The sequence below is a fragment of the Thermodesulfovibrio yellowstonii DSM 11347 genome (assembly GCF_000020985.1).
Lineage (GTDB): Bacteria > Nitrospirota > Thermodesulfovibrionia > Thermodesulfovibrionales > Thermodesulfovibrionaceae > Thermodesulfovibrio > Thermodesulfovibrio yellowstonii.
This window is the reverse complement of record NC_011296.1, coordinates 457,914-483,112: the sequence shown is the minus strand read 5'-3', so window position 1 is coordinate 483,112 and position 25,199 is coordinate 457,914. Positions and strand designations below refer to the sequence as shown.

The window sequence follows — 25,199 nt, the reverse complement described above, 5'->3', positions numbered from 1 at the left end:
ATTAATAGCACCCTCATAGGTGAATTACTGTACCCTTTGAGAGAGATTCGTTGATTTTGAAGGTTGCAAGGGTGGAGTAATAAATTTCATCGTAGGTTATTTTTGGTTTTTCATTCCCTTTGATTACATTTATGAAATGAGATAACTCTTCCTTATAGCCTATCTCCTGATTTAAAGTTTTAAACTTTTTAGTCCTACCCCCTAACCAGAAATAAGAGTTTTTGAAATCTTCAATAATCAATGTCTTACCTTCAGAATAAACCTCCACTCTTTCTCTTGAGAATGCTTTATCTCCTGAGGCAGAGTAGAAAATATTACCCACAGAACCATCCTTGAATTTGATTACAATTGAAACGTTGTCGTCATTAACTATGGTCTTATTGTTACCAGAAACTCTCTCTGCATAAACTTGCATAGGTAAACTGTCTGTCAAATAAATCATTAAATCAATGAAATGACAAATTTCTCCAATAATTCTTCCCCCACCCTCTTCTTCAGAGTGAACCCAATGTTCAGGTGGAACAAACCCAGCATTAACTCTGTAAATAATCATTAGCGGGTCTTTACGATTACTCAGGAAACTTTTTAGTTTATAAGTATGAGGAGAAAATCTTCTATTATAACCAACCATAAGAAAGGGAAGAGATTTTTCATCATTCGCCAGAGAGGAATAGACACCTGTTATTTCTTTTAACTCCTCTTCATTGATACACAATGGCTTTTCCACAAAGGTATGTTTTCCTGCCTGTAGACATTCTATAACCATTTTTGCATGAAGACGGTGTGGGGTTAGTATAAAGACTGAGTTAATTTCTTTATTGTTTAAAATCTCTTTATAATCAGTCGTAACATTCTCAAATCCGTATTTTTTAGCAACATGATATGCATTTATACCAGAACTTGTAGAAAGAGTATGGAAGCGAACATCGGATAGCTTTGACAGGGCAGGAATCAGTAAAGCCTTACCGAATAATCCAGCGCCGATTACCCCCAATGTTACAGAAGAACTTTCTAATGTTTCTCTTATCTTTTTAAATCTCTCCTCTGTTATCTCTTTTTCAGCAGAGTATTTTAGAACAACCCCTACATAGGGTCCACCTCTATTACTCATCATATTTTCATAAACTTGAACAGCCTCTTCGATTTGGAATCTATGAGTTATGAGTTGCTCCAAATTGACTTTTTTTTCAGAAACAAGCCTTAAAAACTCTTCAAGATTTCTATTTTCTGTCCATCTAACATATCCCAGCGGATAATCAATGCCTTTATTTTCATAGATTGGGTCAAGACTACCAGGACCTGCTGCCTTTGAAACTATAAGTTCTAATTCTTTATGCCAAAGTTCATTTCTATCAGGATGGATATCGGCAACTCCCACAACAACAATCCTGCCACGAAACCTTGCTATCTCTACTGCCAAATGAATAGGAGCATCAGACTTTGTTGCAGCAGTAATTATTACAGCATCTGCACCAAATCCATTTGTGTATTTATCAACCAAATTTTCAAAAACTTCAGCATCTGAGCTAACTGCATCTACTCCTAACTTTCTTGCCATTTCCACTTTTGACTCATCTATATCAAATCCCATAACCATGAAACCATATGCTTTCAATATCTGAATGGTTAACAATCCAAGTAAACCAAGTCCAATAACAGCAACCTTTTCACCGAAGGTTAGATTCCCGCATCTTATGCCGTGCATAGCAATTATTCCAAGCATTCCAAAGGAAGCTTCTTCAAAGCTGACATTTTCTGGTATCCTACAGCAGAGATTCTCAGGCACTGCCACGTATTCTGCATGTGAAGCATACCCTGCGCCTATACAAGCAACCCTATCTCCTGGAGCAAATTTATGAATATTCCTCCCGACTTCAACTACAATACCTGCAGAACTATATCCAAGAGGTACAGGATTGTCCAGTCTTCCCATTGCTTCCTGAAAAGTCTTTAAAAATCCCTCTTTCTTTGCCTTATCTAAAAATCGCTTGACTAAATCTGGGCGGGCTCGTGCTTTACCCAACAGTGATTTCCTGCCAAGCTCTATAATTGAAAGTTCAGTGCCAATGCTTACTAATGATGCATAATTTTTGACCAGCAAGTTATTTGCTGATACATTTGGCACCGGAACATCTACCAGTTCAAGCTTACCCGTACGATGGTTCTGGATTAGTTGTAACATCTTTTAAACCACTCTACCGTTTTCTCCACAGCAGTTTCTCTATCATAAGGAAGTTTACCATCACATACCTCTAAAATTGGAGATAAATCAAATACATACTCGGTAGTAATATTTTTAAGCCTAAAGCTTGTAAGCGGTGCATTTGTCCAACCTAAAATTTTTAATGTATCTCCAACTTTTGCAAAAGTTTTTGCTATCCACATCGGCATTCTATGAATTTTAGGTGCTCCCATTTTTTCTCTTACCGACTCAGCAAAGTCATGTAAATCTGTTGGCTCTGGGTCACCCACATAAAAAGTCTTTTTGTGAACTTTTTCACTTGGTGCAAGTAAAATACTGTGTATCTCATGGGCAATATTTTCTACATATCCCATGGAACGCTTATAGTGTCCATCTCCTATGTGAAAATACCAACCTTGCTTAATAGCTTTGAAAAAATTGATATAAGGCTCAATCATCCAAGGTCCCCAAACAGAAATTGGTCTTATGATAGTCCATTCAAAAGGCAGATTTTGCCAGTTACGCACAATCTTTTCCCCTTCTACTTTACTTTGTCCATAAGCAGTAGTTGGCATATAATCCTCATCATGCTTGGGAATATATCCCATCTTACACACAAGCAGCGAAGAAGTAAAAATAACTCTTTTTAAACATCCTTCCCTGATCCCATTTACCCTTTCACTCATTAAGCCACTATAATCTATTAACGCTTTAATCAAATTCTCCACGCCCTGAATATTAGGAGCAAACTCTTTTATGTCCCTTATAGAATGAGCGCCTGTCTTTGCAGCAAGATGGACTACATATTCTGGTTTAAATTCAAAAATTATTTTTTTTAACTTATCAAAATCCATTATATCACATTCTTTCCAGAATTGAATATGCTCCTTCTTAAAAGGTGGTTTAGTATCAATATTCAGCACCTCAAATCTTTTAGATATAGCGAATTCAATATAGTTTGTCCCAATAAATCCTGAACCACCTGTGACAAGAATTTTCATTTCGTTATTATTTTTTTTTATATTCATCAATAGCTTTTTGAAGCTGTTCTATAGTTTTTTTTGCACATATATCCCATGAAAAGGAGTACGCTATAGACATAATTCTTTTTGAAATCTCTTGTTTTTTCTTATCATCTAAGAAAAGTATTTTCAATATAGCTTCTGTAAGTGACTCAATATTTTTTGCACGATAATAAATTGCGATATCTCCAAAAAATTCAGGCATTGGGGGACTATCAGTAGAGACACATAAACATCCATTCGCCATTGCTTCAAGGACAATATTTGGACATGCTTCTATCCGACTAGTCGTTACAAATAGAGAGCAATTTTTATAGCACCAAGACATTTCTTCATCCGATAAAAAACCAGTCCATATTACTTTTGAATGAATATTCAGACTTTTAATCAATCCATCGAGTTTTGATTTATAACTTTTCATACTCTGAGGAACTTCACCCGCGATAACAAGATAGATATTATTCAAATTCTTTGTTAAATTGTTAAAGGCAAATATTATATCTTCAAGTCCACGATAAGGATAAATTGAGCCCGCAGTGAAAATAAAAATTTGATTATCTAAATGTTTCAATGCTTTTGGTTTAATTATTTTTATATTTGATAAAGAAACTCCATGATATACAACTCCTATTTTATTTTCTTTTATACCCCATTTTTTTACAAGAAAATTTTTTACATAATTAGATAAAGCAATAATCCGAGTAGATTTTTGAATTGCTCTTTTGGATTGATAATAACGTATCATATTTTTTGCAGTCTCTTTAATCGAACCTTGAAATGGAAAAACAAGAGGAGCCATATTCTGAATCATTGAGACAACAGGGACTTTTCCTGCACAGAACCATCTCGCTGTTGGTATAAATATAACATCTGGAGAAAATTTTTTAATTTGTGATTTTAACCACATAAAACCATTGTAATAATCTATAAATGGCCATGTTTGGGCAGGAAAGTTATTTAAAGATACAAAATTTAATGCTTGGGGAGGGAAAAATATTAGAAGATCTTTTATTTGTTTATTGTCAAAAAGTCTTGGAAATACATTCACAATATATTTTTTATATCCTCCACTCAATCCACCTCCAGTTAAATTAATAATTGCTATTTTCATGATTCCAATAGCAAGAATTTATTATTTTTTTATATAATTTTTGGAAATTTTCTGCATGTGACTTCCATGAGTATTTTTTTATAACTAATTCTCTTGATAGTTTTCCTAATTTTTCACCAACCATTTTATTTTTAAGTAAAAAAATAACTTTATCTGCAAACATGCTAATATTATCTGCTATCAAAAGATGTTCTCCATCTAAAACTTCTATGGCTTTCACTGCTTGGAATGTTGCCACTATAGGTCTTGCCATTGACATAGCCTGTAAAACTGTATTCTTTATCCCTGAACCTAAACGAAATGGTGCAACGACTACCGAAACTTTTAGGTAATATTCTCTAATATCACTAACTTCTCCAGTAATAATTATATTCTGATTATTTGCAAGAGACTTAATTTTTTTTGTAGGATTCCTACCGATTATATAAAGCTTAACATCTGGAATTTTGTTCTTAATAAGTGGATATATTTTAGAAGTAAAATACAAAGCTCCATCTTCATTAGGAGGAAAAATAAAATTACCAAATAAACCTATTGTAAAATCCTGAGAAGGAATATTATTCATAAGATCAGGACTAAAATATTCAGTATCCACTCCATTAGGAATAACTTCAATATATAAATCAGGACAATGTTTTGATAAAAACGATTTATCTTCTTCAGACACTACAGTACAAGCATGAAATTTTGGATAATAATGAGATTCTATCCATTTTCTTTGTTTATAAAGATAAAACCATTTTACTTTTTTAAAAGGATTTAAAGTATTTTTCCAAATTTTATATGCGTTAAGAGAAATGGCATCATGTGAGGATATAATTTTAGGCAATTTTTCAACAGCACGATAATATTGTGACATCATTGGTAAATCTATGTGAACAATATCTGGCTTCCATAAATTAGCTATTTTTTGAATTGATATATACATTAACTTAGAACTAAATCTTTTAGGTGTAATAATTTTACGAATGTTTTGTTTTATTTTCTTTAAAGGAGTTAATTCTCCCTTAATCAAGGGAATAATCAAAAGATTTGAACAAAAAATTTTGATTTTATCAATATATCCTATATCTTCTTCTTCACAAAAAGTAATTAAATACACTTCGTTATTTTGAGATAAATATTTAATAAGATTATATGATATTAGTCTTGAGCCATCTTTATATGGAGGATAAGGGAAATTTTGTGTAATAAATAATATTTTCAATGTTTTTACTCTTTTTTGAAATTTAAACTTTCTTTTATTATATATCGTGGGCGATGTTTAACTTCAATGAAGATTTTAGCAATATATATGCCTATTATTCCGATACTAATCATTAAAAGGCTTCCTAAAAATAATATTAATATAATGACTGTTGTAAAACCACTCACTGCACTACCTTCAATTTTCTTGTAAAATGTATGAACAATCCCTATAATACTAATTATCAAAGTTAAAATACCCATGTAAGTTATTAAATTTATTGGAAGAGATGAATAAGAAGTGGCTATATTAATAGCATATTTAACACGAGCCCAAAAAGACCATTTTGTTCTGTCAGCAATTCTTTCTTTTACAGAGAAAGGGATTTGAAATTTTGTAAAACCTATATCTGAAATAATTCCTCTATAGAAAATCAAAGATTCATTAAATTGTTTATAAGCATCAACCACTTTTTTGCTAATTAGCTTAAAATCTGAGGAATTTTTTATATCTAAACCAGAACTAAACTTTAAAAGCGAATAAAATATTATTGAGCCTATCTTGTAGAAGAATGGCTCATTTCCTCTATAAATTTTAACACATTCAACAATATCAACTTTCTTTTCCCTCCAGATTTTAATCATTTCAGGTATAAGTTCAGCAGGATGTTGTCCATCTCCATCTATAACAATCACTGCATCACCCCGAGAATAATGCAAGCCAGCGGCTATAGCTGATTCTTTGCCAAAATTTCTACTAAATCTAATTCCCTTTAATATCCTATTTTGGTAATCAGAAATAATATTCCATGTATTATCTATAGAACCATCATCCACTACTATAATTTCAAAATTTATATCTTTTAAATTATTAATATGATAAAAGATTCCATCCAAGACTTTTTTTAAATTCTGCTCTTCATTGTAAACAGGTATTACTATTGATATTAATGTCTCTTTATTCATATTGCACTCCTAATAGTTTTCTATATAAAGCCAGTCACCTGCAATTTTTTCAAGTGTAAAGCTATTATTTTTTGGTCGGAATAAATTTAAAATCTTATAATCATAAGGGAAAAAATGTATATGTAAATCAAATGTATACTTGTATTCCCTCTGGCATGGCAGGACTATAATTAACTTTTTTTTACAAATTCTCCGCAATTCACTAATCGCTTTTTTAATATCAATAATATGTTCAAGAGTATGAGCACATATAACTGTATCAAATTCTTTATCTCTAAATGGTAAGTTTAGAATAGAAGCTTTAATATATTCGTGTCTGTTTTTTTCTCCTTCTGGTAACAGTATGTCAACACCAAATATTAAACATTGAGGCGAACATTGCTTTTTTAATACTTCTACTAAATATCCTTTACCACACCCGACATCAATAATTTTATTCCCTTCTATTTCTTGAACAATTTTTTTTACACAATGTGAATTCAAATCTGTCTTTCTATTTAAATGACTATTCTTTGTCAATTTATAAATTTCTACTAAATCATTATCTGTTAAATTACGAATATTTTTTTTAAAATTAATAAAAATCTTATATTTATAACCCAAAATCTTTTTAAAGAGAATTTTACTGAGAAATTCACTATCTCTAATAAATGGGGGTAACAAATTATCTAAAATATAATTAATTATTACAGTAATATCTCTTTTCATAAAAAAAATCCTCTTTTCTTCAAATATTCATCAATATGTAAAAAATTTGGCTGCGTACAATGGATACAGTAATATAATGACAAAGCTGGAATACCAAAAGGAAATTTTTTTATATTTACTTTTATGAAAAAATACTGACATAAACTTACAATTTCTTCACATGAATTCACATGTTCATGTTGCATTAAAACATTATAATTAAGACCATATTTTAATTTAAAATGAACACCTGTCGTAAATTTCCAGGCTAATTTCCACAACAATTTTCCCTATGCTGGTATTCCCGCATAAAAAGAAGAAGAATTTTTCATTAACAAGCCAATATAAGCTAACGTTAATGGTAAATCAGTCAAATGTTCCAAAACAGCAATTGAAATAATTTTATCATATTTAGAATTAATAGGAACTTCTAAAATATCTCCATAAACTTTATTTACTTTTTTCAATAAAGGCGAGTTTTTATATAGAAAATTATTTGGTTCAATAATATCATAATTTATATAATGCTTTTCAAAATTTAAATGATTTAAATTCCCCGCTCCTAATTCTAATATATTAGCTCCTTGAATTTTAGCCGCTTCATAATGCATTACTCTTTCGAGATAAAATTTAACCCGATTGAGCAAGTTATATTTTTCATTTCTGTTTATTTTATAATATTCCTGATAAATATTTTTGTATCTTTCTGGTAACTCCAATCGGCGTTTTGGGAATTTCTTTAATATTTGATCAATTTTACTTTTATTTATACTACAAAATTTACAAAGCATGTGCCCAAGGTGTCTTTATATATTTAATGGAAGCATATTTTTTATCAAATTCATCACATAATTCTTTTATTTGATATTTCACAACAGGACCTTTATAATTTTTATAAAACATCCAGCATACAGGCTCATCTTTATCGTATAAAACATACTTTATACTAAAATTATTATCTTTGGCAAAGTTTAAGGAATTAATTTTATGTTCCTTATTTTCATTAAATTCCTTAATATTAATAATTACAAGAGTTTTATTATCTGGTATATGAGCTACATCTGCTCCCCAGTAAAACAAGGCTAAATAAGGAGATTTTTTCGTACCAGGGACAATTCCTGCTAAAACTATTTTTCTCTCTTGTTTGATTAAATTTCTTTTTGAAAAAATAAAAGAATTATTTTTGTCTGAAATTTTTGATTTGATTCCTTTTATCAAATCATCAAATTTGATTGTTGTCTGGTCATCATCTATTACTGGAGCATATTTTTCATTGCGTAGTATTGTTCCAACAGCTTTAAAAGTATGAGAAACATTATATGGGACAGAAGAGCCATATATTTTATTTAATTCAAAGGGTTTATCAAAAACTATACTTATAGTGCTTAAAAAATTTAATGTTACAATCATTATAATAAACATGCCCATAATTTTTTTTGTTTTATTGAAAAAATAATGAAAACCTATAGCAAAAATTATGCACATTGGTGGCGTTGCCCATGAAATAAAATGCATAGCATTATTTTTAGGGGAATACAGGAAAATCAGAAAAATACTTAAAAACATCCAAGTATATAAAAAAATAATAAGATAACTCTTGCCATTAAAATTAATCTTTTTCTTAAAAAAATAAAATAAATAAACACTAATTAATGTAAATATGATAAATATTCCATAACCCAGATGAGATATCAATTGTTTTAAAAAGTTTTCTGGAAGACCTAATACAATTCCCTTCCCCTCATGTCTAATAAAAGGATACCGAAGAAAACCGTTCTGAATTGATAATATCTCTTCACAAATAAAAGCAATGACATAAAGAAATATTATAACAAAAGGTATAATTATAAAAGGATTTTTGAAAAATAATAATGTATTTTTTAATGACATAAGAACGCTTTGCTTTAAATCATCTATTTGTAAATTTTTTTGTAAAAAAAATAAAAAAATTAAAACAATTGCTAAAAAAATAGGGAAATAAAAAACATTTTCTGAACAAATCAAAGCACCCATTAGAATCATACAAAATGCCATATTAAATTTAGTTTTATTATTTAATACCCAAACTATAGATAGTAAAAACCATGTTCGCATAAAAAGAGGGAGGGATATAGTAATAGTATATGAACGCGCTAATCCAAGGATAATCGGAAAGGTTATAAATATTAATGATGAAAAGAAACTAATTTTATAATTTTTAGTAATATTATAAGTAAAAAAATAAATACCAATCATAGAGAGAAAAATACATGATGTTGAAGGAAAAATAAATACCCATGTATACAGTGGAATATTAAATAAATTTAATAAATAATACCAGAAATATGACCAAACTAAATTCATCCATCCATGAGAATAGTTAAAAAGATTAGCTATTAAATTTTTAAATAAATTTGGTGTGAATATTTCATATTTTGAAAGATTAATAGATGCTAAAATTATTGCTGCATCATCCTCACCTATTCCAGTTTTCATTAAAATAAAAGGAGACATTAAAATAAAAAGGCATATGCACATAAAAAAACCTTTCATCTTTTCAGAAATATTTAAATTCAGGATCCTTGAAATTTTTCTATACATGATTGTTTTTTCCCATTTGTTTCATTTTTTATAGTAAAATAAACAAAATTTAAAAATAAGTGAAAAGCAATATAGTAAAATGCTATATACATAATTTCTGAAATAATTGCATCTAAATTATGTCCGTCCCAAAAATTCAAAATAAAAATATTAAAAAGTTGTATTTTTATCAATCTATTTAAAAAAGAATTTTTATTAGAAAAAAACTTGAAAAGTTTAACAAATAACATAGCCCATAAAAATGTAAATATATACATCCCGAAATAATCTGTCATTATGTAAAATTGTGCGGATACAGTCCATCCTTCTCCATGAATTCTTTCACTCTCATCGCCATATATTAAAATTTTCATAAAACTCCCCAAACTTTCAAATGGAATGTTAAATAAGTTACCTGGCACAAAAGCATTAATTGATGATTTTATTATATTAGCCCAGCTAATAATATCCGTGTATTGTTCATAATAACGATTATTTATTATTAATATAAAATTATCAATTCCACCTGATAATCTTTGTGAAATAGAAGATATAATAGGAATTATCTCTGTTTCATAAGTTGTTCCTCTTATATTTGCAGCAATAAACCATGAAGGTATACTTATAAATAAAATAAGTAAAAAGAAAATGCCCAAGCTTTTAAGAGATATTTTAAAATCTCCATATTTAGTTAAAAACGCAATCAGAAAAAGTAAAATTAATAAATAAATTCCTGCCCTGCTTCCTTGAAGTAATCCCCATAAATAATTAAGTAAAAAGAAAATAATAATTATTCCTTTTTCTGCCTTATTTAGAAGATGTCTATAATCTACTAAAAAACAGGCAAATATATATGGGAAAATACTCACAGGGAGTAATCGTGTAATCCAACCATAATGCCATTCTTGTCCCATTTTCCAATTCATTTTGATTGTTAATAATATCAGACTTATTTGAATAAGATAAGCTAAAAAATAAATCAATTTTCTACTCTTAAAGTAAATATCAACAAATTGTGTTGATGAAAATTTTACATTTTCTGAAAAAAGTTTAATTGATATAACAAAAATTCCTGTTATTATACAATAAGTTATAATTGCCCAGTTTAATTCATTTATTGTAAGTGTCTTAAATCCTTCGTATTGAACCCATCCAAAAAAAGAAGGATTTATTATTAAAATAATTATCCTTTGTAAAAAAAATATAATTATAAAAAAAGCTACTGATAAATTTATCATGTTTTGTAAAAAAATTCTGGAAGATTTAGATAATCTGTAAGTAAAAATGCATATTATGAATAAAAGAAAATAAGTTAATAAATTAGCATTTATAGGTACACCACAAATATACTGAAGACAAAAAATAAAACAAATTAAAAGAATTATTAATGTTACAATTATTTTTATTAATTGATGAAAATATAGGTATTTACTTAGCATGAGTTTTTTTAATTATTCCCCAAAAAGGCTTAAAAATTATTGGCATTAATGAAAATATAAATTTAATATATTGTTTGAGTTTTAATACTTTAACATTTAATCTTAAAGCTTTTATAAAATTTTTTCTTGCTTCTTTCCAAGAATTCCCAGAAAAATATTGTTCTGCTGAATATAGATAAACTCGTGCCATAATCTCTTTTTCTTTATTTTTTAAATCATTTGGCAAATTTGGATTTCTAAAAATTTTCTTATATATATAAATTATTTCTGGGGCAGCCTTTGCAATACAAGCAACACTTTTTGACTCAGAATGAAGCCTGAATGTTGATAATATTTCAGGTAAATAACCAAACTGAAAAAATAATCCTGCTCTGAGCCAAAAATCCAAATCCATTGCATAACACAACTTATCATCAAAAAAACCTATTTTTTCAAACACTTCTCTTTTTATAAAAGTTGAAGGCTGAGGAACGGGGTTTAGACATTCACTAAATATTTTTTCATAATCAAATTCATAGGAATTATAGTAACCAATTATTTGTCCTTTTTCATCTACATAAACGCTTTTACCGTATACGATTCCTATGTGAGAATTATTAATTAAGTACTCTACAGCGAGAGAAACAGCATTTTCTGTATAATAGGTATCATCTGAATTAAGGTAAGCTAATATAGAACCCTTTGCAATTTTCAAACCTTTATTTATTGCATCGACCTGTCCTTTGTCCTTTTCTGAAATCCAGAAAACTTTATCACTATATTTTTTCAAAATATCTAACGTTCCATCGGTAGAACCACCATCAATTATTATATATTCAATATTTTTATAGTCCTGTTTAAGAACACTTTCAATCGTTTCAGCTAAAAATTTAGCCTGATTGTAAGTTGGTGTAATTATTGAAACCAAAGGTTTATCAGATTCATCAATAAAATGATTTTTCATTTTTTATTAACTCTGAATATAATTCAATATATTTTTTAATTTCTTTATCTTGAGAAAAATTTTTACAAATATGATTTCTACAATTTTCGGACAAACTTTTTAAAAAAATATCATTTGATAAAAATAATTTCAAAGCTCTTGCAAGTTCTTCAACATCTCTATTTTTAACAAGATATCCATTTTCCATATGTTTTATTACTTCAGGAACTCCACCATTATTAAATGCCACAACAGGAGTTCCGCAGGACATGCTTTCAAGTAAAGTATTAGGCAAGTTATCAGCAAGAGTTGGTAGAACCATCAGGTCTGCAGAGGAATAAAACTCTGCCAATTGTATATCATTACTAATAGAACCAGTTTTAATTATATCAACAGGTATTATAATTTCATCATTAACATCATTTTTACCAATTATGAGTAATACTAAATTTTTTAAAAAAGATCTATCTAATAACCTGAGGGCTTCAATTAAATATATTCCTCCTTTTCTTTTATCCTTAAAAAAATCCTCTGCTATAAATAATATAACTTTTTTATTAGGACTGATCCCCAAAGATTCCCGAATTTTCATTTTATTATGTTTTTTAAAAATTTCAGTATTAACTCCATTCGGTATATAGAATATTGGAAATTTGCAAAGAATCGGGCTTTCTTGAACTAAATTTTTTATCCATAAAGAAGGAGCAACAATTATCATATATTTAATTTTATTCATAACATACTTCTTCAACTTCCATAAAAAAGCGGTTTTATCTTTATTTAAAGGTGGATATTCATCAAGGTAGGGGCAATTTCCACATCCATTTCTCCATTTTTCACATTCGTAACTGTAACCACAGTGACCAGTCAAAGGCCACATATCAGATAATCTCCATACAATAGGCTTATAAATGCTTAATAAAGGTAACGATAAAAAACTAAAATAATTACCGTGTATATTATAGAGTTGTAAAATATTACATTTTTTAAATGAAGGATGTCTCAATAAAAAAAAGGAAGAAGGATAAAATATATCTGACAGTCCATAAAAACTCATAAATTTGTTACAAATACGATCTGTAAATTTTAATATTTTTTTATTGAGACAGTTAGCATCAGGATCATTAATTGATTTATAACCTACTAACATTTCTGAATTAATTCCATAATTTTTGAGAGAAGAATGTATTCTATATGCTGAGCGCCCAGAACCTCCTTTTTTATCAGTAGTGCTTATATGAAGAACTCGTAAATTATTCATTTTTTAACAATTGCAACTATTTTATTTGGATTAATATTTTTTCTCTCCATCAGTAGCACTTTTATAACTTTCTTAAGAACTTTAATTATTTTTCTTGAACTATCAGGATAAATTAAAGCTTCTTTTATTTTTATATCAGTAAAATTATGCTGGTTTAATAGCATATTTAAAGAAACTTTATCCCAACTTCTGACATGTTGCCATCTATGAAAGATACAACCGCATTCTGGACAGATTGTTTTATTAGCTTCAAGGTCTTCATTGTTAGGTGTTGTAATAATTAAATAACCGCCTGGTCTTAAAATTCTGTATATTTCATTTAATGTGGCCGATAAATATAAATCATTTAGATGTTCTATTATCTCTACTGCAAAGACGCAATCTATAGAATTATCTTCTATCGGAAAAGGTAGTTTATTTACCCAAATCGCATTTGCAACATTATTAAATCTACTAAACTTCTCTCTAAACTTCTCAATAGATTCTTTTGAAAAATCAAGTCCGTGTACCTTCCCCCCCCATCTATTGCCTAAAAATTTCAGCAAGTGCTCTATGAGATACCCTGGTCCACAACCGAAATCAAGAAATGTTTTAATATTTTTAAGTTTAATATGCTTATTTACATATTCAATTATATTTCTGCCTGAATGACAGCTAAAATACTGACCCTGATAAGAGGGATTTTTAGCATAATAATTCCAGATTAGAGCTATTTTCTCATCCGTCCATTCAATCTCATGCATTTTAATCTCCTAATACATACTTTTTATACCACATCTGGAACATCAAAAAGGTCCAGACCTGTTGTGTATAGTCTTTTTTACCTTCAAGATGAGGGTTAACAATTTTATCATAAACTTTTTCTGAGAAAATTCCTTGTTTTTTAAGATAATCAGGAGATAAACTTTCTTTTATCAAAAATTTTAAGTCTTTTCTTGTCCATAAAGTCAATGGCAATATGAATCCTCTTTTTGGAGCATTCCATAACTCTTCAGGTAATAAATTCTTAATAATGCTTTTAAAAAAAGATTTTGGTTCATTCCATCCTGTGCGCATAGCAGGAGGCATTTTAAAAACTAACTCCACAAGCTCATGATCCAGAAAAGGAACCCGAGCTTCAACAGAATGAGCCATTGAAAAACGATCTGTAACATGCAAAAATTCCTCTGGCAGTTGAAGTCTAAAATCAATATAAGCTACTGCATTACGAGGATTTTTTGTGCCTGATTCATGCCAGATATTTTCAAGATAAGCCTCTGTTTTGTATTTCTGGTTGTAATCGTTAAATATAATCTTATCCTTCACAGCATCTGAAAAATATTTCCAGTAAAAATATCCCTTTGGATACCTAAATGCATTTTTTATTTCAGAAAAATTGTGATTTAGGATGCTTTCTTTCATAGCTTTTAAAAATTTATACCATAAACCTCTTTCATGAACTTTATATCTACCATAATTTCCAAATAATTCATCTCCACCTGTGCCAGTTAACGCAACCTTAACATCCTCTCCGATAATTTCATAAATATACCATGAAGGCAACCCGCCAGCATATGGCTCATCAAGATGCCATACCATTTTTTCTAAGTCATTAAGAATTCTTTTTGCATCAATAACTACTTCATGATGATCAGTGTTCCACTTTTCAGCAACTTTTCTTGCCAATGGAAGTTCATTAAATTCCTGCTCCTCTATACTTTTAAATCCGAGAGAATATGTTCTTAAATCACTGAATCCCTCACTTGCCAGAATTCCAACAACTGTTGAAGAATCAAGCCCACCTGAAAGTGAACATGCAATCGGCACATCGCTTAATGTCCATCTTTTAATAGACTCTTTTAACTTTTGTATTATGAGCTCTTTCCATTCATCAACAGATTTATTCTCAAGTTCAGATACATTAAGTTCCCAGTATTTATTTATGATTAACTCCTTTTTGTGCAAGTCATATATAAAGTAATGTCCTGCAGGAAGTTTTTTTATATCCAAAAATATACTGTAAGGTGCAGGCACAAACTGAAGACTTATATAGTGATAAAGGCTTTCAGGATTTATTTCCTTTGAAATCCACGGAAGTATAAGTAGGCTTTTCATCTCAGATGAAAAAGCGAATTTTCCATTTTTGTAACAGTAATAAAAAGGTTTAATGCCTATCCGATCCCTTGCTCCAAATAAAATTCCTTTATTTTTATCATAAATTACAAAGGCAAACATGCCATTTAAATCCTGCAATAACTGCGTGCCTTTTTCTTTATATAAATGTAATAGCACTTCCACATCAGAATTTTTTGTTTTAAAAATATGTCCTTTCTTTATCAAATTCTTTCTTAATTCTGGTGAATTATATATTTCTCCATTGCATATCACCCAGAGGCTATTATCTTCATTACTCATAGGTTGCTTACCACCTTCAATATCTATTATGGCAAGCCTTCTCATAGCAAAAGCGAAACCGCTTTCTTTATCTATAAATTCACCACTATCATCGGGTCCTCTATGAAAAAGAATATTATTCATTTTGGAAAGAAGATGGAAGTTATCTCTGTCTGTTAAGCCAACAATCCCGCACATTAAATTCTATCCATATCTAAATAATCCTCTTTTTTAGAAATTACAAAATCTTTCAAACCTTGAACAAATTTTGAACTTTCAAATTCTTCTATATTTTTGAAAAGAGGTTTAAATCTCATAGAACCTTTTTCATCCTGATTGTATCTTAAATCCAGAAGATCAAGATGTATTGGTCTTAATAGGAAAATACCATAAGCAAAACGACGGGCAAGTTCTATACTCTTTTCATTCATTGGTGGAACATCATGTAAATTTTTAACAAAATCCAAATATTCCTCTTTTGAGTCAAAATCATGAGTAAATCCAAGCCTGTCATATCTGCCTGTACCTGCAGTTATTGTATTTATTCCCATCATGGAGGCTTCTATACCAATTGTGCCTCTAACAGTAAGACAGTAATCCATTAAACTAAATAAACTAAAGGTATTTATATCACTTTCGGGGGGAATAACTTTTATATGCTCAGGCAAACTACCAAGTGTTTCATACACAGCTGCCAATTCTTTATGAACACCTTTATAATCATCTCTCTTTGCCTTTACCACATTTGCAGGATGTATCTTTATTATCCAGTTTAGATTTTTATTTTTAGCTGCTACCTTCAAGACATTAACAAACCAGTCATAATAGTCCTCAAACAAATCTTCGCCCCAGAAAAAAGTGGCATCCCAGAACATATGAGGGAATATTATAGCAGTTTTTTTATGCTCATCTAATTGAAGTTTCTCTAAAAGTTCTTCTTTCGCATACATTCTTTTACCAAATTGTGTGCCTACTTCGGCAAACCAGTCTCCAGTGTTGTAAGTGTCAAAAAGTTCTTTGTAAAGGATTTGCCATTTGCTTTCATTCCATGCCATTTGTTTTATATATTCCCATGACTCTGAAGATAATGACTGCGGATGCACTGGACTCATCTGAGGTGATGAATACCTTTTAACAATTTCAAAGCCACTTTTATGAGATGCATTTCTTGTAATTACAGGAATATCATTAATTAAACATGCATCAAAGAGTTGACCTACAGGAGTATATCCACGGTCAATAACTAATACAAGATCTGGGTTAAGATCCTTTAAAATATCCTCTATCGCTTTAGCAGCCTGTAAGGACTTCGTCATCTGATTAATTAATATGAGTTTATCCTGTTCATTATTTATCTTTATACTGCTACTTCTTGTAATCCTCATGAATGATGAAGCAGCGTACTTTCCCACACTTATTCCATCCATTTTAATATTTAAAATTTCTTTTCCCTTAACATGTTTTAAATAAAATTCCGCCTCCTTTTTCAGCCTGTCAGTAGAATATTTCTTAAGGTAATCTTCATAGTAAAAGACATTTTTAATTCCATAGAGGCTGAATATGTCTTTAACATAAGGATCATAGGCTGTTATAACGCAGGGTTCATAACTGATGGTTTCCAGAGCTTTAAGATAAATGCCCTCTGTTTTGGCATCATAAGAACCCATGCTGGCAAAAAGCACTCGTTTATCATAATTTTTCACCAGCCTCTCTTTTAAAAACTCAGGTAAAAGTTTCCTGAGCCTGCCATATTCCTCTTTCATCCATTTATATCTTGGAAGATATTGTCCAAAAACTTTTTTTGTAAAAAAATTAAAATATAGATTAAAATCCATTGGCTTATTTTTTGTTAAAAACATGTTCTATCAAAAATTCCGCCCACAACAAATCAATAGGCTCATTGATATCTGTAGCTTCAATATCATTTATAATAAAGCCCGTGCAATGCTTACCCAGTATGGAATTAGTGATTAACAGAGATTCTGTCTTTGTTATATAAATGGCACTATTTTCAAGATAAAGTGGCTCTCTATCCTGTCTTCTTCTCGGCGCATCAGGAAATAATCTAACAAAATTTCCTTGAGAATCCTTTTTCCAGAAATCTCCTCTATGAACAGTAAGAGAAAGCATGGCATCATATTTACCATCAAGTGATAAAAAATATTTAACAAATTCCTTAATTGTTTTAGCGCTTCTGAGAGGGGACGTTGGAGGAAGAGTTAAAACATAATCGGGCATCCAATTATACTCCTGTCTGATAGTTTCTATAGCATGAATCAAAGCTGATTCAGTAGATGCTGTATCATGAGAGAGTTCTGCAGGACGCATTATAACTTTACTTCCATATTTTTTTGAAATCTCAGCTATTTCTTCAGAATCAGTACTGACAAAAATCTCTTTTGTCACCATTGATTCAATTGCTGATTCAATTGTATATGCCAGCAAGGGTTTACCTTTCAATAAAGCAATATTTTTTTTGGGTATTCCTTTAGAACCACCACGGGCAGGAATAATAGCAACTATCTTATTTTCCATTTATAAACTCCAGATGCTTCATTACATCAAAAATCGTTATTACCTCTTTGAGATTGAAACTATCATCTATTACGGGAATTAAAGTTATCCCATACTTTTTTATAAGTTCATAAGCTTTTGACATATTTTTTTCTTTTAAATACAGAAAAGATGGACTAATAACCTTTTTCAGCGGGGTATGTAAATCAATATTCTGTAAAATTGTTCTTAAAACATCTCCTTCGCTGAATACTCCAACAACTTTTTTATTTTCATTTAGAACAACAACGCATCTTGAAAAATTTCCTTGAATCACAGATATTGTCTCTTTGATTGTATTTTTATCATTAACACAGAATTTAGTAACTTTATCCATTATTATCTCCTTTAATATGTCAGATTTTTAATTAACAAGGTATCATTAATAGGAATATTGATTAATATATTTAAAATCCTTTCTGAAGATTTACCGTCACCGTAAGGATTGGTGCAATTATTTTTCAGCATTTCTCTGAATTCTTTTGAAATTGCTTTTTTTATGGCGGATATAATTGCCTCTTCCTCAAAATCAACATCTATTACATTATTTCCTCTTAGTCTTTTATGTTGCCTTCTTCCGATATTAACTGCAGGGATTTTAAAGGTTGGTGCTTCTAAAATACCTGAACTTGAATTTCCCACAATAGCACTACAATATTTTAGAAAACCGAGATAATCTTCCCTACTTAAATTAGAGAATACATAAAAATCTCCCTTTCTGTTGTTTTCTATGCCTTCTCGGATCATTAACGAACCAGCATCATTATTGGGAAGAATTACAATTTTTGGCATATCAAACTTTGACAACGCACGCATTAAAATTTCCACCTGTTCCGAAGCTTTATGATATTCTTCTGTTACAGGATGTAGCATTACTAAAAGATAATTTTGTAAATTTAACGAATATTTATTAAATAAGTTATCTCTTTTAGTATATAAACCCTGCACCAGTTCATCCAGTTGAGGCGCTCCAACAATATGTATTCTGAAAGGTTCTTCTCCCAATTTTATTAATCTCTCCGCGGCATCTTCATTTGAAGCAAAATGCAGATGAGCATATTTACCGATAGCGTGTCTTGTCATACCGTCAATATTTCCAGATAGCTCACCTGCCTGTATATGAGCAACGGGTATATAACAGAATGCTCCTACAATTGCCCCCATAAGTTGCTCCCCTCTATCTCCTGCTAATATAATCCAGTCAGGCTTAGTGCTTGCCACTACATCAGCTAAGGAAGACAGAAAAACTCCAAGCGATTTAACCATTGTATAATGATTGTATCCATCAAGAGACATATATATTTTATAATCAACATGGAATCCGTCTCTTTCAATCTCCTTTATGGATAAACCGAAATCAGGTAAAAGATGCATATTGGTGACACATAGGGAAAAATTCACATCTTTTCTTTTATTACAGAGCCTTAAAATCGGCCTTATATATCCCCATTCTCCTCTGGAGCCTGTTATAAATAATAATTTCAATTTTTTCATTATTCCTTTTCTATCTCAATATCATCCCATGAGAGTAAAGTGTTTGCAGGTATAAATCGCTTAGCTTTTGCTCCGATAATTTTATCCATAAAATATGAAGGAATTCCTGTCCCAGGCCTCTTTGACCATATCATATCTTCTGTTATTATTTCCCCTGCTTTAATATCACTCAAAGATACTATGCTTCTGAATGCCCACTTTCTGATTTGTTTTTCTCTTTCATGTATAATTTTCTCATTACCCATAGCTGATTCAATCTTACGAATACCTTCCACCAATGTTGCCAGTTCATAAAAATCAATAGATACAGATTGGTCTGGACCGGGCTGTCTTTTGTCAAGGATTACATGTTTTTCAATAACCTTTGCACCGAGTGCTACAGCTGCAAAACAGGTAAATAAATCAGGTGTATGGTCAGAATGTCCAATAATTGCTTCAGGATAACGCTCAATCATTTGATTTATAACTTTCAGATTGATATCATGATAAACAGGTGGATACTCAGAAACACAATGCATAAGCACCAGAGGAACATTCATGTCTCTCAATAATTTATAAGTTCTATCAATTTCTTCAAAAGTGCTCATTCCTGTAGAGACTATCATGGGTTTACCAAAAGAAGCCATTTTTTTCAGAGTTGGAATGTCAGTCATTTCCCCAGAACCAATTTTGAAAGCTTCAACGCCAATTTCATTTAATTCCTGAGCAGCTTTCCAGCTGAAAGGAGTACATAGATATTGTATCCCGATTGATTCACAGTATTTTTTTAATTCTATATGCTGTTCAAGTGTTAAGGCATATTTTTTGAGAAATTCATAAAGTGGCATATTGAAATTGTCTGACATAGGGACATCAGGAAGCATCTCCTCATCAGGTATATGATGCTGAAATTTAATGGCATCAGCACCTGCGAGTTTTGCCTGCCTTGCCATCTCCTTTGCAACATCCAGATTGCCAAGATGATTATCACAACCTTCAGCAATAATATAAACAGGATGTTCATAACCAATTTTTCTTTTACCTATTGTTATTTCCATTTTTTCCCTCTCAAATTATTTTTTCTATTTCTTTAACAATGTTTTCTGCTGCTGTTTTTTCAGAAAAGTAATTTTCAAATGTTTTTCTGGCATTTTGCTCCAGTTTTTTCCTTAATTCCTTATCTTTTAATGCTCTAATAATCTCTTTTGCCAATCCTGCTCCACTGTCTGAAACCAAGGCATTATTATCATGTTCAATCTCGGGAATACCAGCAGTATTAGCCTTGTGAGTTACAACACAGGAACCATAGGAAAAACCTGTTATAATTCTTACTCTGATTCCCAAAGTTATGGGTGTAGGCACAAACAAAATGTCTGAGCTCAAAAATTCTACATCTGGTGGCACAATCCTCCCTCTAACCCTTATATATGGAAGTTCACATAAAATTTTAAACTCCCCATCAAGTTGTCCTCCTCCTACAAGATGAATCTCAAACCCGTTTTTGCCGAATTCCTTTTCTAATTCAGGAAGAACTTCATTTTTAAATAAACAAAGTCCCCATTTGGCTGCTGTCCCAGTAATATCTCCTATCATTAAGATCTTGGGATTTTTATTTTCTCTTTTACTTATATATTCATCTCTTAACTCACGCCATTTACTTCCAACAGGGTCATGAACAGGTGTCCTCAAATATAAAGAATCTTCAAAACCTTTTTGTTTCCTAAGCCACTCCGCATAGTGAGCAGCAAAAGCACCTCTTTTTTGACAATTAGCAAGCATCTGCAACATGAGCTTTTTAAAAATAAGGCTGTATGCTAATTGATATGGACCCTCTAATAAATATTTTCTTATAGAAGGCTTTTTTATCCTCCATCTAAAATATCCTGGTAGATGCCATAAATCACCAACCCCTGCCATTTTAGGAGCGGTATTAATATTATAAACTGCACTCAATGCATCAAAATGATATACAAATATTGCATCTGGTTTAATCTGACTTAATTTATTCTCAACTTCCTTTTTAAGTTTTGCCCAGGGGAAATAGTGCTCCATGGGAGGATTTATAATTCTTTTAACTCTATGTGCAATCTTTGATTTAAAATCCGTTGATTTACTTAATCCTGACAATCCCATATAGTCAAAGTTTACAAATTCTACGGCAGCTCCGATATCATAAAGACCTTTGGTTTGTATATCCTTTGACTCAAGGTATGGATTAAATTCTGATGTATCAAAAAGGCTTAATACAGTTACTCTATGTTCCCTTACGATTGCTGCTTTAACAATAGCCCAGCAGGTAACTGCACCACCATGATAAGCTGGTCCTGGAAGACCATTTGTAATTAGACAGAGATTCATTTTTCTGATTTTTCTAATTATTTGATATTTGATATAACTCTCTACTGATCGGTTTAATAATTTTACCGGGTTTATTTTTATCATAACCAAGTAATATAGCTAATTTTTGTATCTCTGAAAAAAATTTTAATTCCTCACTATTGAAACAAATCTTTTCATTTGCATCAAAGTTTTCAAATGGCTGTGGCCAATCAGGGCTATAGTCTGGAAATTTATTAGGAATTAAGTCAATTATTTTATAAAATGGAGAAAGTTCTAATTTTTTAATCAAATTGAAATAAGAATTATGTATATCGTTTAACAATTCTTCATATCTGAATGGAATTAGTCTATTATCTAAAAGTTTAATATAACTAAATCCTGTAAGAATTAATTTCTCAACTTGCCAACAAATAATTTCAACTAATGATTTCCCGATAATTTTTTCATATCCATCTGGATACATATTAGCAAAGAATCCATCTTTATATTCTTTTTCAAAGTTATCTTTACCTGTAAATCTGGCGATTCTAAGGATTGAGTTAACAACAGATCGAGGATCCCTTATGCAAAAAATATGATAACTATCAGGAAATATTTCATTTATTATTTCAACCATCATTATATATGCAGGTGTTTTATCTAATACTCGATATTTCTTGTCACATTTTAACCATTTCCATTTAACATATAATGTTTTATAGTTCTCTATAACAATATCTTTATTTATTTTCAAAATATGATCTCTCTTCATTTTACCCTTAAAGATGGGAATAAGGCCAGCTGTTTGCCAATTAAATATCATTCCTTCTACAGGTATTGGATAACCTTTTAATTTTTCTGGTGTTGTATCCCCATAATGCATGCTTCCCCATAATCCTTTTTTCCATCGTTTATATGTTCTTACAAAACATAAATCAGGATGTAACGATAATAAATCATATAAAAGATGTGTACCGCTCCGACCCGTGCCCCATATAAAAATAGGCTTTTCAAGTGTAACGCATGATTTTTTAAAATAGAATAAAAAATTTTTAATTTTAAGTTTTAATGCAGATGGAATATATTTTGATAAAAAGTGAAAAAATATTTTTTTATACTTCATAATTTTAGTTTATCTTTAATGTACCTTAAAATTTTTTGACATGCTTCTATTGGGCTATCAATATCGGTAAATATTGTAATTTCTGGATTTTCAGGTTCCTCATAAGGTGCAGATATTCCTGTAAAATTTTTTATTTCTCCTTTTATAGCTTTTTTATAAATACCCTTTTGATCGCGTAAAGAACATGTCTCCACAGGACATTTTGTATATACTTCAATAAAGTCTTCTTCCTTAAAAAGAGAACGAACCTTTTCTCTATCTTCTTTAAAAGGTGAGATAAAGCTTGTAATCACTATAATCCCGGCATCAACAAATAATTTTACTAACTCCCCAACTCGTCGGATATTTTCTTTCCTTTCTTCAATAGAAAATCCAAGATCTGAACATAATCCATATCTAACATTGTCACCGTCTAATACATATGTAGAACATCCTCTTTTATATAATTCTTTTTCAACCAAGTGAGCAATTGTTGATTTGCCAGATGCAGGAAGACCTGTAAACCAGATAACAAATGATTTATGACCATGTAAACGTTCTCTATCCTCTCTATTAATATAACCTTTATAAAGTGTGAGATTATTGTTACTTTTTTTCATTCTTATTTGCTAAAATAATGAAAAAAATTTTTTGTTTTTTATATATCATTTCATTTAATCCAAATTGTTTAAATATATAGACATATAATAGGATTAATACTAAAATTTTACCGATAAAACTTAACTTAAATAATTCATTTAATAAGTAAACTCCAAACATTAAAACTGTTACTAAAGCAAAATATTTCTCTCCCAAATTTCTGCTGCCAAGTTTCTTTGCGTAAATAGTTCTCACTAACTGAATGCAAAAGTTATACAATACCAAAGAAATAACCGCACCGAATAGACCAAACTGATATACCGAAAATGCAATAACACTAATAAAAATCATTCCTGTGATTATTCCAGAATACATCATGAATTGATTTTTTTTTTGAACAAGCAAAAATTGAGTTCCAGGCATTCCATATGTAAACGAAAGAATAAGAAAAAACCATATTGGTACCAGCGGTGCTGCTTTTACAAATTTTCCATGTGTTAATATATTGACTATTTCATAAGAAAACAAGGTCACAAAAACTCCTGCAAGTCCTAATAGTCCATACCATCTTTTTAACTGTGTTTCTATTTTCTCGGTGCTTGTATTTTTTGAAAAAGCCTCAAGCAATGGTGGAACAAAACTTCTGCTGAATGCCTTTGTGCCCATTGTAAATATAGTTTTATAACTCTCGGAATGAGAATATATTCCAAGCTGAGAAAGATTTATCCATTTTTGAATAAAATATCTACTTAACACGCTTGTTAGTATATCTACTAAATTTACTAGAATTGATGGTATTCCCACTTTAAAAATTTCAGTTAACCACTTCTTTACAATTATCGGTTTTATATAATTTTTAATATACCATAAACCTAATAAAAATGAGGTCAAACCTGACACCAGAGGATTCAAAAATAATGCTAATGTTGAAAAATTAAAAACGCTCAAGCTAACAATAGTAGTTATTGCTCCACAAAGCCAAGGAATTATTTCAAATATAGCATGCAATCTGCCTTTCTGTTGTAATACAATGAAATAAGATATGGTAGGCCATAAGGCTGTAAATAGAGTGGCTAATAATATTAACTTAAAATATAGTATATATCTGTGTTCAAAATCTTTTATTATAACTGGCAATAATAAATAAGATAAAAGCCAGAATACTATAACCCAGAAAAACTTAAAAGTAAAATCCAGAATCAATAGATTAAAAAGCAATATTTTTCTTTCTTCCTCATTTATTTTATAGTAATTTCCTCCCAGAACCCACGATACTCCTGTTGAAGACAGAGGTCCTATAGGCATAACAATAGTATTAATAATGGCAAAAATTCCAAAATCTTTTGGTTCAAGATAGTAGGTTGTAACAGGAACCATTATAAACGTACTCAATATTCCTATTACTACTGAGGGAGACAAATAATACAAGAAGTTTTTTTTCATGA

The 25,199-nt window shown here is 30.2% G+C and carries 22 protein-coding genes; all 22 read right to left on the bottom strand.

Features of this window, described 5'->3' with window-relative positions; genetic code table 11:
* Positions 1–13 precede the first annotated feature (13 nt).
* The gene (locus THEYE_RS02460; protein ID WP_164924817.1) at positions 14–2,182 is read right to left on the bottom strand and encodes a bi-domain-containing oxidoreductase; all 2,169 of its coding nucleotides are present in this window, start codon (positions 2,180–2,182) and stop codon (positions 14–16) included.
* The gene (locus THEYE_RS02455) at positions 2,170–3,183 is read right to left on the bottom strand and encodes an NAD-dependent epimerase/dehydratase family protein (RefSeq protein ID WP_012544985.1); all 1,014 of its coding nucleotides are present in this window, start codon (positions 3,181–3,183) and stop codon (positions 2,170–2,172) included. The genes THEYE_RS02460 and THEYE_RS02455 overlap by 13 nt, the downstream gene beginning before the upstream one ends.
* Positions 3,184–3,190: 7 nt before the next feature.
* On the bottom strand, positions 3,191–4,315 hold the full coding sequence (locus THEYE_RS02450) for a glycosyltransferase family 4 protein (protein WP_164924816.1): 1,125 nt from the start codon (positions 4,313–4,315) through the stop codon (positions 3,191–3,193).
* The gene (locus tag THEYE_RS02445; protein ID WP_012545872.1) at positions 4,296–5,522 is read right to left on the bottom strand and encodes a glycosyltransferase; all 1,227 of its coding nucleotides are present in this window, start codon (positions 5,520–5,522) and stop codon (positions 4,296–4,298) included. Before THEYE_RS02445 ends, THEYE_RS02450 begins: the two co-directional genes overlap by 20 nt.
* Before the next feature lie 5 nt (positions 5,523–5,527).
* A complete protein-coding gene (locus THEYE_RS02440; RefSeq protein ID WP_012546081.1) occupies positions 5,528–6,466 on the bottom strand; it encodes a glycosyltransferase family 2 protein in 939 nt (312 codons plus the stop codon).
* A gap of 9 nt (positions 6,467–6,475) precedes the next feature.
* On the bottom strand, positions 6,476–7,174 hold the full coding sequence (locus THEYE_RS02435) for a class I SAM-dependent methyltransferase (protein ID WP_012545096.1): 699 nt from the start codon (positions 7,172–7,174) through the stop codon (positions 6,476–6,478).
* A gap of 269 nt (positions 7,175–7,443) precedes the next feature.
* Positions 7,444–7,944 (bottom strand): class I SAM-dependent methyltransferase, encoded by a 501-nt coding sequence (locus THEYE_RS02430; protein WP_012546689.1) that lies wholly within the window; start codon positions 7,942–7,944, stop codon positions 7,444–7,446.
* Positions 7,934–9,733, bottom strand: coding sequence for a putative glycosyltransferase family protein (locus THEYE_RS02425; protein ID WP_012545800.1), 1,800 nt, complete (start codon positions 9,731–9,733; stop codon positions 7,934–7,936). The genes THEYE_RS02430 and THEYE_RS02425 overlap by 11 nt, the downstream gene beginning before the upstream one ends.
* Positions 9,706–10,626: a hypothetical protein gene (locus THEYE_RS02420; protein ID WP_164924815.1), complete on the bottom strand. Its 921-nt coding sequence runs from the start codon at positions 10,624–10,626 to the stop codon at positions 9,706–9,708. The genes THEYE_RS02425 and THEYE_RS02420 overlap by 28 nt, the downstream gene beginning before the upstream one ends.
* Positions 10,627–11,140: 514 nt before the next feature.
* Entirely contained in the window at positions 11,141–12,094 is a 954-nt protein-coding gene (locus tag THEYE_RS02415; RefSeq protein ID WP_012545486.1) for a glycosyltransferase family 2 protein, read from the bottom strand.
* Positions 12,075–12,809 carry a glycosyltransferase gene (locus THEYE_RS02410; protein ID WP_164924814.1) on the bottom strand — a complete coding sequence of 245 codons (735 nt, stop codon included), beginning with the start codon at positions 12,807–12,809 and terminating at the stop codon, positions 12,075–12,077. Before THEYE_RS02410 ends, THEYE_RS02415 begins: the two co-directional genes overlap by 20 nt.
* A gap of 521 nt (positions 12,810–13,330) precedes the next feature.
* Positions 13,331–14,077 carry a class I SAM-dependent methyltransferase gene (locus THEYE_RS02405; RefSeq protein ID WP_012545512.1) on the bottom strand — a complete coding sequence of 249 codons (747 nt, stop codon included), beginning with the start codon at positions 14,075–14,077 and terminating at the stop codon, positions 13,331–13,333.
* A 1-nt stretch (position 14,078) separates the two neighbouring features.
* Positions 14,079–15,905, bottom strand: coding sequence for an asparagine synthase (glutamine-hydrolyzing) (asnB, locus tag THEYE_RS02400; protein ID WP_012545305.1), 1,827 nt, complete (start codon positions 15,903–15,905; stop codon positions 14,079–14,081).
* The gene (locus tag THEYE_RS02395) at positions 15,905–17,566 is read right to left on the bottom strand and encodes a capsular polysaccharide export protein, LipB/KpsS family (protein WP_012546167.1); all 1,662 of its coding nucleotides are present in this window, start codon (positions 17,564–17,566) and stop codon (positions 15,905–15,907) included. Before THEYE_RS02395 ends, asnB begins: the two co-directional genes overlap by 1 nt.
* On the bottom strand, positions 17,547–18,242 hold the full coding sequence (locus THEYE_RS02390) for an acylneuraminate cytidylyltransferase family protein (RefSeq protein ID WP_012545779.1): 696 nt from the start codon (positions 18,240–18,242) through the stop codon (positions 17,547–17,549). The genes THEYE_RS02395 and THEYE_RS02390 overlap by 20 nt, the downstream gene beginning before the upstream one ends.
* Positions 18,232–18,597 (bottom strand): CBS domain-containing protein, encoded by a 366-nt coding sequence (locus THEYE_RS02385; protein ID WP_012545353.1) that lies wholly within the window; start codon positions 18,595–18,597, stop codon positions 18,232–18,234. The genes THEYE_RS02390 and THEYE_RS02385 overlap by 11 nt, the downstream gene beginning before the upstream one ends.
* Before the next feature lie 11 nt (positions 18,598–18,608).
* Positions 18,609–19,754, bottom strand: coding sequence for a UDP-N-acetylglucosamine 2-epimerase (neuC, locus tag THEYE_RS02380; protein WP_012545909.1), 1,146 nt, complete (start codon positions 19,752–19,754; stop codon positions 18,609–18,611).
* Positions 19,754–20,791, bottom strand: coding sequence for an N-acetylneuraminate synthase family protein (locus THEYE_RS02375; protein ID WP_012546727.1), 1,038 nt, complete (start codon positions 20,789–20,791; stop codon positions 19,754–19,756). The genes neuC and THEYE_RS02375 overlap by 1 nt, the downstream gene beginning before the upstream one ends.
* A gap of 10 nt (positions 20,792–20,801) precedes the next feature.
* Positions 20,802–22,091, bottom strand: coding sequence for a glycosyltransferase family 4 protein (locus THEYE_RS02370; RefSeq protein WP_012545904.1), 1,290 nt, complete (start codon positions 22,089–22,091; stop codon positions 20,802–20,804).
* Positions 22,092–22,104: 13 nt separating this feature from the next.
* Positions 22,105–23,175 carry a sulfotransferase gene (locus THEYE_RS02365; RefSeq protein ID WP_012546686.1) on the bottom strand — a complete coding sequence of 357 codons (1,071 nt, stop codon included), beginning with the start codon at positions 23,173–23,175 and terminating at the stop codon, positions 22,105–22,107.
* Positions 23,172–23,774, bottom strand: a complete 603-nt coding sequence (gene cysC, locus THEYE_RS02360) for an adenylyl-sulfate kinase (RefSeq protein WP_012546131.1) — start codon at positions 23,772–23,774, stop codon at positions 23,172–23,174. The genes THEYE_RS02365 and cysC overlap by 4 nt, the downstream gene beginning before the upstream one ends.
* Complete coding sequence (locus THEYE_RS02355) at positions 23,761–25,131, bottom strand: lipopolysaccharide biosynthesis protein (RefSeq protein WP_164924813.1); 1,371 nt, start codon at positions 25,129–25,131, stop codon at positions 23,761–23,763. The genes cysC and THEYE_RS02355 overlap by 14 nt, the downstream gene beginning before the upstream one ends.
* Positions 25,132–25,199 lie beyond the last annotated feature (68 nt).

What these genes read in the sequence shown, in the direction of transcription:
- THEYE_RS02430 (WP_012546689.1), bottom strand. Translation starts at nt 7,944, where the DNA reads ATGCTTTGTAAATTTTGTAGTATAAATAAAAGTAAAATTGATCAAATA.
- THEYE_RS02375 (WP_012546727.1), bottom strand. Translation starts at nt 20,791, where the DNA reads ATGGAAATAACAATAGGTAAAAGAAAAATTGGTTATGAACATCCTGTT.
- THEYE_RS02460 (WP_164924817.1), bottom strand. Translation starts at nt 2,182, where the DNA reads ATGTTACAACTAATCCAGAACCATCGTACGGGTAAGCTTGAACTGGTA.
- THEYE_RS02415 (WP_012545486.1), bottom strand. Translation starts at nt 12,094, where the DNA reads ATGAAAAATCATTTTATTGATGAATCTGATAAACCTTTGGTTTCAATA.
- asnB (WP_012545305.1), bottom strand. Translation starts at nt 15,905, where the DNA reads ATGTGCGGGATTGTTGGCTTAACAGACAGAGATAACTTCCATCTTCTT.
- neuC (WP_012545909.1), bottom strand. Translation starts at nt 19,754, where the DNA reads ATGAAAAAATTGAAATTATTATTTATAACAGGCTCCAGAGGAGAATGG.
- THEYE_RS02370 (WP_012545904.1), bottom strand. Translation starts at nt 22,091, where the DNA reads ATGAATCTCTGTCTAATTACAAATGGTCTTCCAGGACCAGCTTATCAT.
- THEYE_RS02385 (WP_012545353.1), bottom strand. Translation starts at nt 18,597, where the DNA reads ATGGATAAAGTTACTAAATTCTGTGTTAATGATAAAAATACAATCAAA.
- THEYE_RS02410 (WP_164924814.1), bottom strand. Translation starts at nt 12,809, where the DNA reads ATGAATAAAATTAAATATATGATAATTGTTGCTCCTTCTTTATGGATA.
- THEYE_RS02450 (WP_164924816.1), bottom strand. Translation starts at nt 4,315, where the DNA reads ATGAAAATAGCAATTATTAATTTAACTGGAGGTGGATTGAGTGGAGGA.
- THEYE_RS02440 (WP_012546081.1), bottom strand. Translation starts at nt 6,466, where the DNA reads ATGAATAAAGAGACATTAATATCAATAGTAATACCTGTTTACAATGAA.
- THEYE_RS02435 (WP_012545096.1), bottom strand. Translation starts at nt 7,174, where the DNA reads ATGAAAAGAGATATTACTGTAATAATTAATTATATTTTAGATAATTTG.
- THEYE_RS02420 (WP_164924815.1), bottom strand. Translation starts at nt 10,626, where the DNA reads ATGGGACAAGAATGGCATTATGGTTGGATTACACGATTACTCCCTGTG.
- THEYE_RS02455 (WP_012544985.1), bottom strand. Translation starts at nt 3,183, where the DNA reads ATGAAAATTCTTGTCACAGGTGGTTCAGGATTTATTGGGACAAACTAT.
- THEYE_RS02405 (WP_012545512.1), bottom strand. Translation starts at nt 14,077, where the DNA reads ATGCATGAGATTGAATGGACGGATGAGAAAATAGCTCTAATCTGGAAT.
- THEYE_RS02395 (WP_012546167.1), bottom strand. Translation starts at nt 17,566, where the DNA reads ATGTTTTTAACAAAAAATAAGCCAATGGATTTTAATCTATATTTTAAT.
- THEYE_RS02425 (WP_012545800.1), bottom strand. Translation starts at nt 9,733, where the DNA reads ATGTATAGAAAAATTTCAAGGATCCTGAATTTAAATATTTCTGAAAAG.
- THEYE_RS02365 (WP_012546686.1), bottom strand. Translation starts at nt 23,175, where the DNA reads ATGAAGTATAAAAAAATATTTTTTCACTTTTTATCAAAATATATTCCA.
- THEYE_RS02390 (WP_012545779.1), bottom strand. Translation starts at nt 18,242, where the DNA reads ATGGAAAATAAGATAGTTGCTATTATTCCTGCCCGTGGTGGTTCTAAA.
- cysC (WP_012546131.1), bottom strand. Translation starts at nt 23,774, where the DNA reads ATGAAAAAAAGTAACAATAATCTCACACTTTATAAAGGTTATATTAAT.
- THEYE_RS02355 (WP_164924813.1), bottom strand. Translation starts at nt 25,131, where the DNA reads ATGGTTCCTGTTACAACCTACTATCTTGAACCAAAAGATTTTGGAATT.